This is a genomic window from Neolewinella antarctica, assembly GCF_011927835.1.
In the GTDB taxonomy this organism is placed as follows: domain Bacteria; phylum Bacteroidota; class Bacteroidia; order Chitinophagales; family Saprospiraceae; genus Neolewinella; species Neolewinella antarctica.
Genome location: NZ_JAATJH010000011.1, coordinates 24,584 through 42,929 on the forward strand (window position 1 = coordinate 24,584; position 18,346 = coordinate 42,929).

Below are 18,346 nucleotides of genomic sequence, written 5' to 3' on the forward strand. Positions count from 1 at the left end.
ACTTACCTCTCGCCTCAAAACGGTGAATACCCAATGATGAGCGACAGCGTTTTAAAACTCGAAGTGAACCCCCCGTAACTGTTCAGTACGTCCCGCCCCGGCTGATACCGCACTTCGGCAATCACCTTGTCTCCGTAACGAAAGCCGATCCCCCCAGCAACACTGCCCTGAAAGCCAAAATTTAAACCGTTGTCGTTACTGAACGTAATCGCCTTCTTTTTCCCAAAATCCAGCAAGTAGAGCGCGTTCAGAAAAATTGCGGATTTATCGTTCAGGTAGAAGTAATGCCGGACGCCTCCCGGTAATTCAAAAGAACTGTAATTGACTTCGGGTGTCTGGCCCGGGTTCCGGTTCTTCGTCGACGCGAGCGAGTGGTACGTCGGTTCCACCAAGAGCGCCCACTTGTTTCTATGAAACGCAAGGTTAAACTCTAACTCCACCCCAAGCCGGTAGCCGAGTCCACTTAATTCTACGTCGCGTACGCCATTATTATTAAGTCCATATGCCAACGAAGCCGAGTAAATGCCGGGACGGATGCTTAACCTGAAGGCGCTTTTCGAAGTTGTTTTCGTGAAGGCTACGAACGGTTCGTTACGGCACTCGTTGTAGCGCACGAAATAGTCCACCAATGGGCGCTGGGAATAATCCAGGTTTGCAGTTGAGTTTTCAGACGCCCCCGGGCAGAACACCTCCGTCGCCAGTTGAAACCGGTACCGGTCGTTCGTGCCTACCGCCATGGTGCTCGTTAGGTATTTTTTGTAGGTGAGCGGCTTGATCGGTCCGTCGCCAGTACTGAAAAAGAACCGGAGTAAATTACCGCTCACGTATTTGTACAAACTCGCCTCCCCGACCACCAAGGCCTCCAGGAAAAGCACTTCTCGGGTAGTATCCACCGCGCGGTAAACGCTCAGCTCCTGAACATTCTTGCTGGACCGGTCGAGTTGCACCCCGGCGCGCAGGTACCTGGATTGATCGGTTACCCCAAATTCCTGGACGTTGCCCAACTCTGCCCACTTCTCCGGTTCTTCTTCGGATCGTTTGTACCTGAACCGGGTCGGAGTATTCATCCACTCTACGTTCTTGATAAGGCAGTCGACCCGCCGGCCGTCATTATCAATAAAATAGCCTTTTTCGAAAGTGATTTGTGCGTATGTGGAAATGCTCAGTAAAGTAATAAATAACGCAAATAAGAAACGTAGCACGGGGGGGTGTTTAGGGTTTACTTTCTACGGCGGCAAAACGTAGTAATCGCTGGCCGTATGAGAGAGACCCGTAATATATGAATATTAAGGTCTGTACAGGAAAAGTGTGATCTCAAATGATTAAATAGGAATAAATTACTTTTAGCCGAGCATCGTGCCCGTCCGAAAGCGTAACTAGTTTCGCAGGCGGTTATTCAATCCTACTCCCCCGCCGCCAACAAAACCGCCATATCAACCTTAGGCCCAATAAACCCAACCAAATCCTCGATCCGCACCCGCGTCTGCGCCAGCGTATCCCGGTCCCGCACGGTGACGGTGCCCTTGTTCTCGCCTTCCTCGATCGTATCGAAATCAACGGTAACACAGAACGGCGTCCCCACCGCATCCTGCCGGCGGTAGAGCTTACCGATCGCGCCGGTGTCGTCGTACTGGCAGTCGAACTTGAAGCGTAGCTCGTCGAAGATACCCTTGGCGACCTCCACGATCTCAGGCTTATTCCGCTTCAGCGGCATGATGGCAACTTTGATCGGCGCGATGGCCGGGTGCAGCTTCATCACGTCACGCACGTTATTCTCGTCGTCCTGTCCGGGCACCATTTCCGTACGCAGCGCGTGGCTCATCGTGGCAAGGAACAGCCGGTCGGCACCGATGGAGGTTTCCAGCACGTAGGGCACGTAGTTCTCTTTCGTTTCGGAGTCGAAGTACTGTAGCTTTTTACCGGATAGTTCCATATGGGCGGTAAGGTCAAAGTCCGTCCGGCTGTGGATGCCTTCGAGTTCCTTGAAGCCAAAGGGAAAGTCAAACTGAATATCAACGGCCGCGTCGGCGTAGTGGGCCAAATTATCGTGGTCGTGGAAGCGCAGTTTTTCGGCGGGGTGGCCGAGCGCGCGGTGCCACTTCATCCGGGTCTCTTTCCACTTATTATACCATTCCATCTGCGTTCCGGGCTGGATGAAAAATTGCATCTCCATCTGCTCGAACTCCCGCATCCGGAAGATAAACTGGCGGGCGACGATTTCGTTCCGGAAGGCTTTTCCGATCTGGGCGATGCCGAATGGAATCTTCTGGCGGGTAGATTTCTGGACGTTCAGGAAATTCACGAAGATGCCCTGGGCCGTTTCCGGGCGCAGGTACAACTTACCTTCCTCGCCGGCGATGTTACCGAGTTGGGTGGAAAACATGAGGTTGAATTGCCGCACGTCCGTCCAGTCCGCCTTACCGGATTCAGGGTCATTGATCTTGAGGTCCACCAGCATTTGACGGAGTTCCTCCATATTTTCGTCGGTCATCGCGGTGGCCAGGCGCTTAGCCACGTCGTCCATTTCGCCCTGGTAGCGTTTTACGTTACCATTTGTAGCGCGGTACTCCGTTTCGTCAAAAGCATCGCCAAAACGCTTTTTCGCCTTCGCAATTTCCTTATTCAATTTGCCCTCGACTTTGTCGATGTGGTCTTCAATCAGCACGTCGGCCCGGTAGCGCTTTTTGCTGATCTTGTTGTCGACGAGCGGATCGTTGAACGCATCCACGTGGCCGGAGGCTTTCCAGGTTTTCGGGTGCATAAAAATGCTCGCGTCCAGCCCGACGATGTTATCGTGGAGTTGCACCATCGAGCGCCACCAGTATTCCTTCAGGTTGTTCTTCAGCAGTACGCCGAGGGGGCCGTAATCGTAGGCCGCGCTCAATCCGTCGTAGATTTCGGAGGATTGAAAGACGAAGCCGTTGTCTTTGGCGTGGGCGGTTAGTTTTTTGAAGTCGGCGAAGATGGGGGCTGGCATTTTTTGGTCTTTGGTCTGGGGTCTTTAAAGTCTGTGGTCTGTGGTCTGTGGTCTGTGGTCTGTGGTCTGTGGTCTGTGGTCTTACCATAGACTACAGACTTTAGACCTTAGACCATAATTCCGGCAAAGATAGCAGCTTGGAAGCAACATTCTAGGGCGCGGTCGCGGGTGCAGGGTTGATAAAAAAGCAAAATTAATTGAACCCCTCATAGTGCATAATCATTATTTTCGATCTTTCTGTGGGTCAATACAGCTATACATGACCGACATTTCCTGCTTTACAGAAAAATGAACTACTGAAGGTTCACAATTAGACGGCAAAGTGAACAATCCATTGTACACTTGTAATCATACTTTTGTATTATTGCCTTTCTAAAAGTACAGAAAACTATTTTTTCGAACTTTCTAAAGTGCGAATTTAGTATATTTACGGACGAATTTACCTCTGGCACATTTTTGCACTTATAATAGTACAATGGACTTAACTCAATTTCAGAAGGAATCCAACATCGCGCTTGATCAGATAACGATGAAGCGGATTCGGCCTTTGTACGAAAAGATTCACTGGCCGGATCGGTTGATCGGAATCAGGGGCGCCCGGGGCGTAGGCAAGTCTACGCTCCTTTTACAGTACGGCAAAAAAATGCGGGATGAGGAAGAGCGGAAAGTTCTTTACGTATCGTTGGATGAGATTTTCTTCAAAACGCATACGCTGGTGGATACTGGTCGTGCCTTTAAAGATGCCGGAGGGGAAATCCTGATTTTGGACGAGGTACACCGTTACGGCCCTGACTGGTCAGTCGAGATCAAGCTTCTTTACGACAAGTTTCCTTCCCTAAAAATTCTCTTTACGAGCTCCTCCATCATGGAACTTTACCAAGCACGGGGAGACTTGAGTCGTAGATCTTCTATCTATGATATGTACGGATTATCTTACCGGGAATTCATCCACTGGAAGTACCAGCTTTACATCCGCCCAATTTCGCTCGATGACATAGTTAAGCACGGGAAAGAATTAGCGGAAGATTACATCGCGGAAAATCATCAGCCATTGACCTTGCTTAAGGAGTACTGGAAGGTTGGCTATTACCCTTTTTACTTTGAAAATGAGGCGCAGTACTACCGCAGGTTAAGAGAAGTAATGTCACTCATCCTGGAGATCGACCTACCTAATTACTACAACCTTACACCATTAACGGGTAAAAAACTTGCTACCCTGTTATCAGTCATTACAGAAAGCGTCCCCTTCACACCCAACATCTCGAAGCTCGCGACATTTTTGGAAACCAACAGGGAGCACGTTCAAAATTATCTGTACTATCTGCACCAGGCGAAATTGATTGGCTTACTCCCCCGACAAGTAAGGGGCATGATTCGCACCCAAAAGCCCGAAAAAATCTACCTGGACAACCCCAATTTAATGTACGCTCTACCCGGAGCCGACCCCAACCTCGGTACCATCAGGGAAACGTTCGTCTACAATGCGCTATCAACTGTTGATATCGACTTAGGCTATACCAAACAGGGTGATTTTCAAACGGATAACTACATTTTTGAAGTTGGTGGTCGGAACAAGACCAACAAACAGCTAGCTGGCCTACCCAATGCTTACCGAGTGGTGGATGATCTCGAAGTTGGGTTCGGAAACCGAATCCCCCTCTGGCTATTCGGTCTGCTGCGGTAGGACAATAACACAAGCAACCGCGCGACTTCTTGGGGATTCAAAAACCCTGCCTTCCCCATTCCATTGCACCCGCGTCCGCGCCCTAGTTTAAAAAAAGCTAGAGCAAATCCCCCACCTTCAACGGAAGCGCCGTGACCAATTTCCCGGTGGCGTTGTAGACTGCATTAATGATCGCCGGAGCCATCGAGATCATCCCGATCTCCCCGATTCCCTTCGCGCCAAGAGCGTTGATGATTTCATCGTGCTCTTCCACAAAAATCACCTCCAGGTCATGAATGTCAGCGTGGACGGGCAGGTGGTACTCGCCCAGGTCATCATTGACGTATTTGCCCATCTTTTTATCGAGCAAACTCTCCTCGCGCGTAGCCAGGCTGATGCCCCAGACCATGCCGCCCAGAATCTGGCTACGGGCCGTTTTGGGGTTCATGATCGCTCCGGCCGCCACCGCCGTGACCGCGCGGGTCACGTTAACGATGCCCAACTGCTCGTCTATTTCGACTTCCACAAATGAAGCTGCGTGCGCCGCCCGGGTGTACTGCTTGAGTTTGAATACGTTGGGGATGTTGGACTTGGAAGCCTTTACCGGCTTGCCCTGGTTAAAGGCAACCACGTCCGTCAACTTCACCCGAATCGTGGGGTCTTTTTTTACGATGATTTCCCCATCCATGAAGTCGACATCCTGGGGTAATGCGTCACCGAGCGGGAAACCGTCCAGGATCTGCGCGAGCTTGAAAAGCTTATTTCGCAGCGCCAGACAGGCTAACTTAACCGCCGAGCCAACCACACCCGTGGTGTAGGAACCGCCCTGAATCGGGGACAGCGGAAGCTCACTATCACCGTACACAAATTTGACCGATTCTAAAGGCAACCCGAGTTGGTCCGCCGCAATCTGACTGAACACCGTGTAGGCTCCCTGGCCGCAATCGTTCACCGCGCTACTGACGACCAATTTCCCCTCTGCATTAAACTCCGCGGTGGCCTTACCCGGCAGGGCAATGACGTCCCACAATCCGGAACTCATACCGCGACCCACGATTCGGTTCCCCCGTTTTTCGGGTTGCCCCGTCGGCCGGCGATCTTTCCAGCCGAAGCTTTCCGCGCCCTGGCGGTAACACTCCCGAAGTTCCTTACTGGAAAAGGGTTTGTCGGAACTGTGGTCCCGCTCGGCGTAATTTTTCAACCGAAACTCCAGCGGATCCATACCCAGCCGGTCGGCGACCTGGTCCATCGTGTTTTCCACCGCGACCATTCCCGTGACGCCACCGGGCGCGCGCATGTCCATCGGCGTAGAAACGTCCAGTGGGACGAGCTTGTAATCGAGCGTAACGTTCTGGGCGGGGTAAAGCATGCCGGCGTGGTTGACGACCACCTCATTGTAATCCTCGTAGCGCGACGTTTCCGAATGCGCCACGTGGTTAACCGCCGTTAGTTCTCCATCCGCCGTAGCACCGAAGCGAGTGTGCTGAATGGTTTCCGGCCGGTGGCCGTAGGTGAACATCTGGGAACGGTCCATCGACACGCGCACGTTGCGCTTTAGGCAGAGCGCGGCCAGCACGGAGAGCACTAGCTGGTGCTGAGGCCGGAGGCCGGAACCGAATCCACCACCTACGTAGGGCGCGATTACCCGGACGTTACCCATCTTCAGTCCGAAGATATTACCGATGAACAGCTGGGAGTTATTCGTGCCCTGGGTTTTGTCGTAGATCGTGAGTTTGCCTTCGCCTTCGTAGACGGTCGTGCTGGCGAACATCTCCATTGGGTTGTGGTGCTGGGCACCGTGGTGGAATTCACCCTCGAACTTAGCGGTGGCAGTGGCGTAGGCAGCGTCAAAATCTCCGCGCGGGCCGGGTGGCAGGGGCTTAATTAATGTAGCCAGACCCATGGACGGCTTCTTGGCGCGGTCCAGATTGGTCTTGAGGTTGACGTCAAATTCCTCTTCCGTATAAGTTATTTTCAACAGGGAGGCGGCGTAACGTGCGGCCTCAAAAGTTTTCGCCACGACGAGCGCGATGGGCTGGCCGTGAAACTTTATTTCAGCGTCGTAAAGCGGGCGGAAAGGGGAGCCGGGAGGGGCGTCCATATCCGAATACTGCATATCGAAGTAGGCCATCTTCGGCCGATTCTCATGGTGGATTATGTCAACGACACCGGGGACGGCGCGGGTGGCCGCCTCGTCGATGCTTTCGATCTTACCCTTTACGATGGTGGCGTTTACGATGTAACCGTGCAGCAGGTCCGGCACGTTATATTCGGCGGCGTACTTCGCTTGTCCGGTGACTTTCAGTTCCCCTTCGATGCGGCGGCGGGCGCGGCCTATTTCTTTATTCTTGGTCATTATTTATCTGGGTAGAAGGATTAAAGGGAAGGTGGGGCGCCGGGGCGTTGGCAAGAAGGGTCGAGGGCCATCATGCCACTGCGGACGATGGTGCGGCGGGCGAGTTCGATCTTGAAGGCGTTGTGCTCGAAGCCCTGTGCGCCGGCGAGAATCAGATCGGCGGCACCGGCAAAGGATGCTTCGGTGGGTGCTTTCCCTTCCAGGTAGGTTTCGGCGGCTTCGACGCGCCAGGGAATATGGGCGACGCCACCCAGTGCGATTCTGGCGTTGGCGATCATGCCCGCTTCGAGTTCGTAGCCCGTCGCGACACTCACCAACGCGAAGGCATAAGAATTTCGGTCGCGCAGTTTCAGGTAGTTGTGGTGCTCGGCGTAGCCGCGCGGTGGCAGGTCGATGGCGGTGATCAGTTCATCCTGGCCGAGGGTGTTGTCCAGTTCCGGCCGGTCACCGGGGAGGCGGTGGAAGTCGGCGAAAGCGATTTCCCGGGAGCCGTTCGGTCCGGTGACGCGCACGACGGCTTCGAGCGCGGCGAGCGCTACGCACATATCGGAGGGGAAGGTGGCAATGCACTTGTCACTAAAACCTAGAATGGCGTGGAGTCGGTTCTGCCCCTCGACGGCCGGGCAGCCGGAGCCAGGGTTCCGCTTATTACAGGGGGAAGCCGGATCGTAGAAGTAGTAGCAACGGGTGCGTTGCAGTAGATTACCACCGTTCGTTGCGCTGTTGCGAATTTGGGCGGTGGCTCCGGCGAGAATAGTCCGGGACAGCAACGGGTAACGCGCTTCGACGAGCGGGTGATAGGCGGTGGTGTTATTAGTTACCAGCGCACCTAACCGCAGACCGCCGTTCGGCAATTCCGTAATGGTTTTTAACTCCTCGATGCCGTTGACGTCCACCATCTTTTGCGGGTGGGTCAGGTCGTACTTCCAGAGGTCGAGAAGGTTAGTTCCCCCAGCAATAAAGTAATTCTCTGCGCCCTTACCGGCCAGCACCGCTTCGTCGACGGAACTCGCTTTCGTATAATGAAAATTATTCATGGTTGCCGTCCTTTACCGCCATGATGGCGTCGATGATGTTAGTGTTTGCTCCGCAGCGGCAGAGGTTGCCGCTCATGAGGTCTTTGACTTCTTCGCGCGTCTTGCCGTGGCCGGCTTCGATCATGGCCACGCCGCTACAGATTTGCCCCGACGTGCAGTAGCCGCACTGGTAGGCATCGTGCTCGAGAAAGGCTTCCTGGAGCGGGTGCAGATTACCCGGTTGGCCGAGGCCTTCGATGGTTGTGATTTCGCTACCGTCCTTCATCACCGCCAGGGTCAGGCAACTGAGGATGCGTTCGCCGTCGCAGATAACCGTGCAGGCGCCACACTGACCGTGGTCACAGCCTTTTTTGGTGCCGGTCAGGTCGAGGTCGTGGCGGAGGGCGTCGAGTAGCGAAACCCAGGGCGCTACTTCTAGCTGGGCGGGTTTTCCGTTGACGCGCAGGCTGACGCTGCGGGTGGCGGGGGGTGGGATGTTTTGCATGATTGAGCGGGGTAGCCCGGCGCGGTGGTGCGGCCGGATTATACATCACTGCAAACCCAACCATCGCGCCCAAGTTCCCGCAATAACCTTGTTATCGGAGGAAAAGGAGATGTTAGCCAAATAAAAGTTTACACGGCAAACGCTACGCATACTACTTGACCACACAGAACACAAAGGCCACAAAGTGTTGCTCTTCTCTGTGGCCTTTGTGTTCTGTGTGGTTAAGAAACATCATGCCAGGTCGTACCCGCAACTACCGCCCCCGACTAAACTTCTCCCGAAACTTCTCCGCCAACTCACTCTGCTTATTAGAAAGATCGACCATCCGCCCGTCGATGAAGGCCATTTCAACCTCACTCGTCCGCATATCCAGCACGTCGCCGGAAACGACGATGAGCGTGGCGGATTTGCCGTTTTCGAGGCTACCGTAGCGATCGGCGACGCCGGTGATTTGCGCCGGGGTCAAAGTCAGGGCCGTGATGGCGGCTTCATAGTCGAGCCCGAAAGCAACCGCCTGGCCGGCGATGAAGGGGATATTCCGCTGCTGCCAAGTGCCTTCGTGGGAAAGGGCGAACGTCACGCCCGCCGCAGCCAGCAAGGCCGGGTTGCGGAAGGGCTGATCAATCGCGTCGTCCTGATTATTGGGTAGCGCCTGGGTGCTGCTGAGAATGACGGCGACGTCCTCTTTCTTAAGAAAATCCGCCACTCGGTACGCTTGGTAACCACCAACGATAACGGGTTTCGCGCCCATCTTTTTCAGCAGCGTCACGCCCTCCTGGATGTCCCGCGCCTCGTCGGCGTGGAGGTAAACGTTCTTCGTTTGGCTCATCGCATCACACATGGCTTCAAGTTTGGTGAGCCGGTCGCCCTGGCGGTCGGCACCGCAGTAGGCGGCGGCTTCCAGAAGAAAGCTTTTGAGGGCGGTGACGAGTTCTTCGTACTTCTTGTTCTCGATCAGCCGGCCCGTCTGCCAGTCGTAGCTGTTACGGCGAGGCCAGTTGACGTGGACGCCGTCGTCGATACCGACGCCAGCATCTTCGAAGTTCCAGCCATCGAGTTGCATCACGCTGCTCCGGCCGCTGACGAGGCCACCTTCGGGTGTCGCCTGGGCGAGCAAAACACCGCGGCTGCGGACGGTCGGGATGACCTGGCTATCGGTGTTGAAAGCAATCAGTGCCCGGGCGTTGGGGTTCACGACGCCGACCTCCCGTTGGTCGTTTGTGGCGCGTACGGCGTCGATCTCGACTAATCCGAGTTGGCTGTTCAGCGCGAAAAGTCCCGGGTAGACGTGTTTCCCTGCTCCATCCACTTGCTTGGCATCCGTCCCGACTAAGTCGGGACCCACGTTTTGACCTACTTGCGTAATCCTGCCATCTTCAAAAAGTATGCTTCCATTTTCGATCACCGTGCCGTTACCAACGTGGATGGTGGCGTTGGTGATTAGGATGGGTTGTGATTGCTCTGGGGCCGGCGTGGGGTTTTGGGCGTGGGCGCTGGTGCAGAGTAGGAGGGTTAGGAGCGATGTATATAAGTAGTGCATGTTAGTTTTTGTGTAGCTTAAAAATCCTCTCCCCCGGCCCCTCTCCGAAGGCAGAGGGGTGAAGCTTTTGTGGAGAGGAAATGCTATATTATTAGGTAGGGATGTATTGACGGACCGCCGATAATCATAGATGCCAAAGGCAATCATCTGACCACGTCAAATCAATCACCCCTCTCCTCTTCCGGAGAGGGGCAAGGGGGAGAGGGCTACCTAGTGCGAGTGCCCCCCCAAACTATGCTCCAAAGAATCACAATGCAACATCCGCCGCATTTTCCCCTCAGGTTTCTGCGTCTTATCGCCACCATTCTTAGCCGCCAGCGATTTCTGAATCAACGCGTTCCGCTCCTCCGCAATGTCACCGCGCAGCTCCTCATCCCGTTCCCGGTTGAAGTATTCGATGCCGTCAACAAAGGTCCGTTCGGCCTTGGCGTAGATGCTCATCGGATGATCCGACCAGACGACGACGTCCGCGTCCTTACCAGCCTTTAAACTACCCACCCGGTCATCGAGGTGAAGCATTTTTGCCGGGTTTAAGGTCACGAACTTCCAGGCATCTTCCTCGGAAACACCCCCAAAAAGTACCGCCTTGGCCGATTCCTGATTCAAGCGTCGCGCCATCTCCGCATCATCTGAATTGAAAGCCGTCAAAACTCCTTGCTCGTGCATGATCGCCCCGTTGTAGGGAATAGCTTCGTTGACTTCGTATTTGTAAGCCCACCAATCCGAGAACGTAGAACCGGCCGCGCCGTGCTCCGCCATCTTGTCGGCTACCTTATAGCCTTCGAGAATGTGGGTGAAGGTGTTGACCCGGAAGCCGAACTTCTCCGCCACCTTCATGAGCATGTTGATTTCGCCCTGCTGGTAGCTGTGGCAGGAGATGAAGCGCTCGGAATTGAGAATTTCTAACAAGGTTTCCAGTTCCAGATCGCGCCGTTGCGAGCGGCCGGCCTTTACGTTCTCACCGTATTCTTTCGCCCGGCTGAAGTAGCTTTCAAAGACCTGCTCCACGCCCATCCGCGTCTGTGGGTAGCGGACGCGATTGGCGTCGCCCCAGTTGGACTGCTTGACGTTCTCACCGAGCGCGAATTTGATGAAGGGGTCAGCGCCTTCGAAAAGCATCTCGTCCGCCGTCTTTCCCCAGCGGAGTTTGATGATGGCCGACTGTCCGCCAATCGGGTTGGCCGATCCGTGGAGCAGTTGGCTGACCGTCACGCCACCGGCTAGTTGCCGGTAGATATTCTCGTCGTTCGCGTCGACGACGTCTTCCATCCGGACTTCCGCGCTGGAAGCCTGGGCGGATTCATTAACGCTCGTCAGGGCAATGTGGGAATGCTCGTCGATGACGCCGGAAGTGACGTGTTTGCCCGTCCCGTCAATCACTGTCGCGCGGCCGGCGTTGAGGCCGGTTCCTACACCAGATATCTTTCCGTCGACAATGAGTACGTCGGCATTTTCGAGAATACCTTCGGATTCGTTCGTCCAAACCGTAGCGTTACGAATCAAGAAAGAGCCCGTTTGCGGCTGCGAAAGCATTCCGTAGGCAATATTGGGATAAGTAAGTTTCCCAACGATAGAATCGTTGCTCTCCTTGTCATCCTTGTCCTCGTCATCCTTGTCCCCCGTTCCCCCCGTAGGCGTAGCGCTCCAGGTGATAATCTTACCCTGCGGATCACGACCGGTTCCGGAGTAAGTTCCGTTCGCATCGGCGAGTCCACTCAGGCGGTAAAACCCATCTTCCCCCTTCGGCTGATAAGCGAGCGAAATCAGACCGCCGGAGAGATTCAGTTTAGCATCGGTTCCGGTCGTATCCGAGTCTGTAGTCACCTTCATTTTCTGGCTCCCGGCTTCTCCAGAGAGTTTACCGACATACGTTTTGTTACCAACGTTAATCCGGTATTCCTTTTCGAGCTCAACCATTTCAAGGTCCTTGATCGCGTAAGGATTACCCTGTACCCAGTGTTGGTAAATCGCGGCTTTCTCTTCGGAGAAATAGTCTTTGTCGGTTATGAAGAAGCTGGCGAGTTTACCGTTTTCCAGCGTGCCCGTCATTTCGCTGATGCCAAGAAGTTCGGCGGGGCTAGTGGTGAGGGCGGCGAGGGCTTGCTCGGGCGTCAACCCAGCTTTGATGGCTTTGCGGAGGGCGGGGGCGAAGTCGGACATCTTTTTCAGCTCGTCCGTCGTCAGCATGAAAGGAATCCCGGCTTCAGCGACGGCGGCGGCGTTCCCCGGCGCGCGTTCCCACTGGCGAAGTTGGCCGAGGGTCACGATGTCGGCGGCAAAGGGATCGGTGACGTCGTAGGCTTCGGGGAAGGTCACTGGGAGAATGAGCGTAGCCCCGGAAGCCTTAATGGCGGGAAGGCGTTCGAATTCGTCGCCGCCGCCTTTGATGACGTATTGTTTGCTGAATTCGTCGCCCACCAGGTCGGCACGGAGGGCATCCTGCCAGTTATCGACTTCAAAGATTTGTGGAAGGTCTTGCGCGTCGGTCCACGCCTGGATGCTCAGGTTGGTTTCTTCGCCGCGCTGTTTGCCGTACCAGTCCGCGTCGAGGTACGTCTGGCGGAGAAGGGCCATCGCGCCCATGCGGGAGGTGGGGTAGTTTTGCTTGGAGGAGCCCTTGGAAAAGCTCAAATGGTGGGCCGCGCCGGTTTTGATGAGGACTTCGTTCTCGGTCGTCTCGGCGGTGCTGACCACGGCGGCCGTGCCCCGGCTAATGCCATCGTGGTGGTGGGTGCTAACGAAGCCGAAGCCGGCTTCCCGTAAGGCTTTTGCGTCCTCCTTATTGATGGTAAACACCGCGGCGGCATCCGTTTCGGAGCGGAGAGCTTCGTTCCAGGAAAAAGCGCCGTCTTTGTTGGATAGTAGTTGGGGTGGGTCGTTCCAACTTCCCTCGGACGCTTTTACTTCGGGCATTCCGTAGCTGCCGTAGGGCTCGATGAAACTTGGGTAGATGTGCTTGCCCTTTAGGTCCACTTCCACGGCACCCGCGACCGCGCCAGAGGCACTTCCTACACTGACAATTTTACCCCGTCGGATAATCAACGTTCCGTTCTCAATCGTCCGCGTGGGGCTGACGTGGATGGTCGCGTTAGTGAAGGCGTAGTGGCCGTCGCGCTGGTCGTAAACGCCGTTGTAAGGGTAGGTTTGCTGGGCGCGGACGCCGGTGCAGAGAAAGACCGTGAAGAGCAGGGTAAGGAAGGCAAATACCCGTGCTTGATGGTTCGTTTTGGTGCTTAGCATATTGTGGTTGCTGGTTGGGGTGGGTAAGGTCGGCAAAAATATCGAACCCTTCCGCAAACTAACACAAACAAGCTAAGAGCATGTTGGGACTTTGGGTTCCTGGTCGGTTTTGAGGCATTTTTGTGGTGGTTGAGGCAGTAAAACCGGAGTTTAGCCATAGCTAAATGAGGATTTTGCTAACGAAAACCAGCGCAAAAGTGACCAAAACAAGGCCGGAAGGCAAAGTCCCAAGATGCTCTAAGCGGCCGATTCCGGATGATGTGTGCACTACTCAAACTCAAATAAGAATACGTAATATGCAGGCGCGATTACTTACGGCCGATTATGTTGACTTGATAGGAAACACCTGGAATAAAACCGAAAGCGGCGCGCGTAGTAGCTATGCGCCTGACCTGTACGACTTCTTGCCCCGTCACCTCATCTAATATCGTGTTACGCGCAATCTGAATGTTAATGAAGTAAGGATTTTTACGCGCATAAGCATTGTACAAAGAGAATGTCAGCGAGTGCTGCTTCCCACTACGTTTTTTAGCCGACCAGACTTTACGGCACGCTAAGTTCAGTCGATGAAAGTCAGGATAACGACCATTGTTTATACCATCGTAGATGTCAAAATTTCCCGCAGTGAGGATAGGTGCAGTAAAGGCTATTCCACTTTGAAAAGTGAAATCCGCGTTAGCAGTCCAACCATTCCCAAGCGTGTAGGCGACTTGAGCATTTATGTCGTGCGGACGGTCAAATGTGAACGGGAAGGTTCGATCCTCATTGAGGTTCTCATACCTCCGCTCACTTGAGCTGAGTGTATAGGCAAGCGACAAACGTAATCTATTTTTTTGGTGGCGCACATAAAATTCCAAACCACGCGCCACACCAGTTCCGTTGAAAGCATAGTTACTACCGTCGTAATCCTGGTAGAGGGTAGTAGAGGCTACCCGACCGGGCCGAATTTGTGTCAGACCCTCCATGGATTTGTAAAACCCTTCTACGGACCACACCGTTGACCCGATACGTCCGCCCACTCCCAAATGAACCTGACTGCTACTACTTTCGCCCCTACCGGATTCCGCTAACAGTAATATATCCGTTGGAAATAGAGAAACGGTTGTTTGAAGTTGATTTTCAAATTGTACGTTCAAATCATAACCAGCATTCACGTATGTATTTGTAAGTACCTCATAACTCAGGCGTAGCCGCGGTTGAATTATTGGTAGTGCGGTGAGCCCAGATACCAGATCACTTCGTAACGTTGCCATAATTCTGAACAACTTGTTGCGAGAAGTGTAGTCGGCTTGAACAAACGGACTCGCGGAATTCAAGGTTTGCATTATTCCATTTTGACTGCCGTCCGCTACGAGTTCCTGCCTCTGACCATCATTTGTGCGTCGGCTTAGTTCTAACCCGGCGCTGACATCCAAGGCATTATTGATGTGATACAGAATCCTACTTTCGGCCGAAAGCCTACCATATCTCAAACCGTCAGTCTGGTTGAATACTACGTTTCTATCTCCATCTTGCCGCCGCACGAAATCCGTAAATTCTTGATTGTATTGTAAAAAACTTATTTGGTTAATCCACTCCGCCCGTGCCCCCAAGAACCGTCGGGCACGCAATGAGTAAACTTGATTGCTCCATTCAAAGCTTATATTGTCAAGTAAAGTCTGACCATCAAATTGGTCGTATCCCTGATCTCCACTAAGAAATATGGTAAACCCTAATTGCCAGGGGCCGAGTTGTGTGGTGACCTTTGCTAATGCGTCGCCTAACCATACGTGCTGATTAGTTCCTTTATCATTTTTACGGACGCTACTTCCCTTAATTAGAGAGCGTAGGAGCGTAGGGTAGCTTAATCTACCATTTATTAGAAAGCTACTTTTTTTACCTAACGGACCTTCCAGCCCGGTTCTAAGTAAACCAAGACCGACGGTGTGTTCCCTTAGCGTAACATCCTTACGCCCATTTCGGAACTGAAAATCAACCGTTCCACTTAGTCGACCACCAAAGCGACCCGGCATCCCCCCTTTGTAAACCACTGCTGATTTTAGTCCAAAACTTGGTACAGCGGAAATGAAACCACCAACGTGATTAATATTAAGTAATTGGACCCCATCTATAAGCAGATTAGTTTGATTCGCATTGCCTCCTCGAAGCAACAATGCCGAAGTTCCCTCTACTCCGACGCTAATACCCGGTAGGGCTGAGAGTGCTTTTAACGGATCGACTTCACCCGCCATAGCAGGTGTACTTTTCAGGTCTTTGATGGATGGTACCACAACGGAACCTGAACCAATTGCGAACTGATACGGGACAGTAACCTCAATCACTGGCAACACCGCCGTAGCAGATAACTGAATGCGGGTCGTCTGTTTCTCCTTCCAAGCCCCAGGGTTTATACGTTGAGTTGCATATCCGACGTAGGAAACTAGAATCGTATCGTATAGCGCAATTTCCTCCGGGACGACAAAATAGCCATCAGCATCCGAGTATATAGAAAAATCCGCTTTAGCTGCGGAGATTGTAGTAAATGGTAAACTTTCACTGGTAGTTGCATCGAGGACGAGCGCACGAAAATCTTGCGCTGGCAATCCTCCTCCGCAGAGTAATAGCCATAGTAGAGAAACGAGACGTTGAAATGACTTTATTATAGTTTTATAATTTTTACTCATCACAGACAAATTTACTGTCGATGACGGTAAAGTAGCCGAAACCATCCGTAAAATTATCTGGTAATGGTTGGCCGTTATATCTCGGGTTGGCTACTTCTTCGCGGTCTTGTGTCGAGTACAATTCAGCAAACTCTAAGTAATGTCGAGTCCGGTGTGTTATGTAACCACAAAATGGTGTTTCATCTGGGCTATAGTCATCTTCGAAGATGCTATTTTCTGGAATGACCTCTGTGTAAGAGCCAGCTCGGATATCTACACCGTATATTGGCCGGCTTACGGAAAGCTGGTACGGGTCAGCTAACCAAAATCTATTTATGTAAGTGTTGTCAATATCTTGGTTCCACACAAAGGCATCGAGGGTGATCTCACCCTGTACATTCTCAGTTATATTAAAATTGATAGTATCCACAAAGTACAGTCGTCCGTCCGTATTTTTAGTGATTGTGCGGGCGGCGGTTGCCTCACCGATCACTTTCGTGAATTTTACTGCACTACTTTTGGCAACATTATATCCAGGTGCACGAACCTCAACTCTGTAGAATGAATTATCGCTAAGCTGGGCTTTTTCAGTACTAACATAAACGCTCGGAGAGACCGGTATATCGCTAGCGATATACCGGTCCATTGTTCGTTCTGTAATAGTGTATACGGGAACATCATCTTCAAATACCGTTATTTCGGCATCACTAACGCGGTAGTCGACTAATTCATTCGTAAAATTTTGAACCGTGCTAACTATCACACCAATGGATTCCCCGTTTCTAATTACGGCAAGTATAGCCAAGCTCTTTCCATCATCTTCCACATCGTTAATACCTATATCATTTTGGCAACTTACTATTGCTAGTAAGCAGACCGCTACTAAAAGATATTTGTAGCGTGAAGCTCGAGGAATAAACCTGTTCATTCTGAAAGTTTATAATCAAATTACACATTCAACATTTGTTAGAAATAAACATGCCCCCCGAAGAATTATTGCTCGGGGGGCATCTTGAACTTTATCTACCTACAATTATACTCGACCGAAATAGGATCATTATCTACATCATCGCCACGGTTCGTCCAACGCGCCGAAATTGTGCCATCGTGCTGAATATGCTGAAAGCGAGTTTCAACAATAGTACCAGGTACAAGAACTTCAAAAAGAGCCGAAAAATCATCAATCACTACAATACGGCCTGCAGATCCATCGCTAGTTACGGTAATCGGAATGTTGTCGTGCTCCGTCAAAAAAGTTTCTAAAAGAGGGGCATTCGCTTCATCTTCCGTAAGGTTATCCCGGACAATTGTTCCATTCTGATCGATGAACGCTGTAGCCCAGCGAGAGATTATCAACGGATCTATAGTCGAACCAGGTCTACTACCATTGTCTTTTTCGTATCCTATTCTAACCTTTGGATAGATAGACCGCCAACCGATCCATCGTTTTCTTTGGGTAACTAAGCCCATTGTGGAGGACCATACTATATCATATGTCCTTGATTGTGCCGAACCGGATAATGTTTGCACCTGCCGGATCCACGCGCTTTGCATACGCTCGCGATTACCATCGAATCTTTGTTCATCTTCCAGAGCAAATCCTGATACTGATCTACCATTCCTGTCTACGGTTGTACGATCCAAGTGGCTATTTATGCAAAAGAGGTTACCTTGTTGAACTTTTTCGCTCGCAGCACTCTGGCCAAATTTATTCTGATTTGAGTACACTAGCGGTTCATAAATAACTCCGGTGCTGTAATTAGTTATTCGATCAATCTTAGCCCGTTCAAGCGTGGCTAACTTTTCATCGGTGACTAATATGTGGTGTTCACGGGTAAATTCGTGCAAACCATCACCAATCTTCAGGCGACCATCGTAGTTTACGAGGTAAGGCGCTGCTTGACCAAACATAGTTAGCATTGGCGTACTATCCTGCATGACAATGTACTTTCTGTCCTGATTAGATAGCAGAGCCTCTTCGTCAGCGTAAGAATTACAGGTAGTCTCTACTTGCTGTCGGATTTCTAACATTCGAGATTGCTGTGTTAGTATACCTAATTTTTCTACCCATTCACGATATTCTTGGGCTGAGCTACGTGTTGTAGCGTGAATCGCTTCCCGATAGGCCTTCGAATCTGGAAATACAAGCATACCGTCTGCTACGTCTACCCGAACTTGGGATAAGGGCAAGTCTTTGTTGACTGGAGGTTGAACCTGAAGTCGGGTCGTTATTGAAGAGTCAGAGTTGTCGACTTCAACATCCTAGAGGTCTTGTTCACATGACACAAGGGTCAATACAGATATGAACATGAAAAGCCCTGTTAAAACAAGCGAATGAAATGGGGGGGGGAATAGCGCATGGTGCGATGGTTTGGGTTAGTTACCTACGACGAATGTCAAAGTGTAT

At 52.1% G+C, this 18,346-nt stretch carries 11 protein-coding genes; 1 reads left to right on the forward strand and 10 read right to left on the reverse strand.

Annotation, left to right across the window (positions count from 1 at the left end):
- Nucleotides 1-14: 14 nt before the first annotated feature.
- Together GGR27_RS18835 and GGR27_RS18840 are read right to left on the reverse strand one after the other, a co-directional pair.
- Entirely contained in the window at nt 15-1,202 is a 1,188-nt protein-coding gene (locus GGR27_RS18835; protein ID WP_168040271.1) for a hypothetical protein, read from the reverse strand.
- A gap of 200 nt (nt 1,203-1,402) precedes the next feature.
- Complete coding sequence (locus tag GGR27_RS18840; RefSeq protein WP_168040273.1) at nt 1,403-2,977, reverse strand: glycine--tRNA ligase; 1,575 nt, start codon at nt 2,975-2,977, stop codon at nt 1,403-1,405.
- Nucleotides 2,978-3,452: 475 nt separating this feature from the next.
- Between GGR27_RS18840 and GGR27_RS18845 the strand changes: the two genes are divergently transcribed.
- A complete protein-coding gene (locus GGR27_RS18845; protein WP_168040275.1) occupies nt 3,453-4,661 on the forward strand; it encodes an ATP-binding protein in 1,209 nt (402 codons plus the stop codon).
- Nucleotides 4,662-4,758: 97 nt separating this feature from the next.
- Here GGR27_RS18845 and GGR27_RS18850 read toward each other — a convergent pair whose 3' ends face one another.
- The 8 genes from GGR27_RS18850 to GGR27_RS18885 all read right to left on the reverse strand — a co-directional run bounded on the left by GGR27_RS18850 (nt 4,759) and on the right by GGR27_RS18885 (nt 18,129).
- The gene (locus GGR27_RS18850) at nt 4,759-6,996 is read right to left on the reverse strand and encodes a xanthine dehydrogenase family protein molybdopterin-binding subunit (protein ID WP_168040277.1); all 2,238 of its coding nucleotides are present in this window, start codon (nt 6,994-6,996) and stop codon (nt 4,759-4,761) included.
- A 20-nt stretch (nt 6,997-7,016) separates the two neighbouring features.
- Nucleotides 7,017-8,033 (reverse strand): FAD binding domain-containing protein, encoded by a 1,017-nt coding sequence (locus GGR27_RS18855; RefSeq protein WP_168040279.1) that lies wholly within the window; start codon nt 8,031-8,033, stop codon nt 7,017-7,019.
- Complete coding sequence (locus GGR27_RS18860) at nt 8,026-8,517, reverse strand: (2Fe-2S)-binding protein (RefSeq protein WP_168040281.1); 492 nt, start codon at nt 8,515-8,517, stop codon at nt 8,026-8,028. Before GGR27_RS18860 ends, GGR27_RS18855 begins: the two co-directional genes overlap by 8 nt.
- A 253-nt stretch (nt 8,518-8,770) precedes the next feature.
- Nucleotides 8,771-10,057: an amidohydrolase family protein gene (locus tag GGR27_RS18865; protein ID WP_168040294.1), complete on the reverse strand. Its 1,287-nt coding sequence runs from the start codon at nt 10,055-10,057 to the stop codon at nt 8,771-8,773.
- A gap of 210 nt (nt 10,058-10,267) precedes the next feature.
- On the reverse strand, nt 10,268-13,297 hold the full coding sequence (locus tag GGR27_RS18870) for an amidohydrolase family protein (RefSeq protein ID WP_168040301.1): 3,030 nt from the start codon (nt 13,295-13,297) through the stop codon (nt 10,268-10,270).
- Between the two features lie 308 nt (nt 13,298-13,605).
- A complete protein-coding gene (locus GGR27_RS18875; protein WP_168040303.1) occupies nt 13,606-15,960 on the reverse strand; it encodes a TonB-dependent receptor in 2,355 nt (784 codons plus the stop codon).
- Complete coding sequence (locus GGR27_RS18880; protein WP_168040305.1) at nt 15,953-16,867, reverse strand: DUF4249 family protein; 915 nt, start codon at nt 16,865-16,867, stop codon at nt 15,953-15,955. The genes GGR27_RS18875 and GGR27_RS18880 overlap by 8 nt, the downstream gene beginning before the upstream one ends.
- A 95-nt stretch (nt 16,868-16,962) precedes the next feature.
- Entirely contained in the window at nt 16,963-18,129 is a 1,167-nt protein-coding gene (locus tag GGR27_RS18885) for a hypothetical protein (protein WP_168040307.1), read from the reverse strand.
- Nucleotides 18,130-18,346 lie beyond the last annotated feature (217 nt).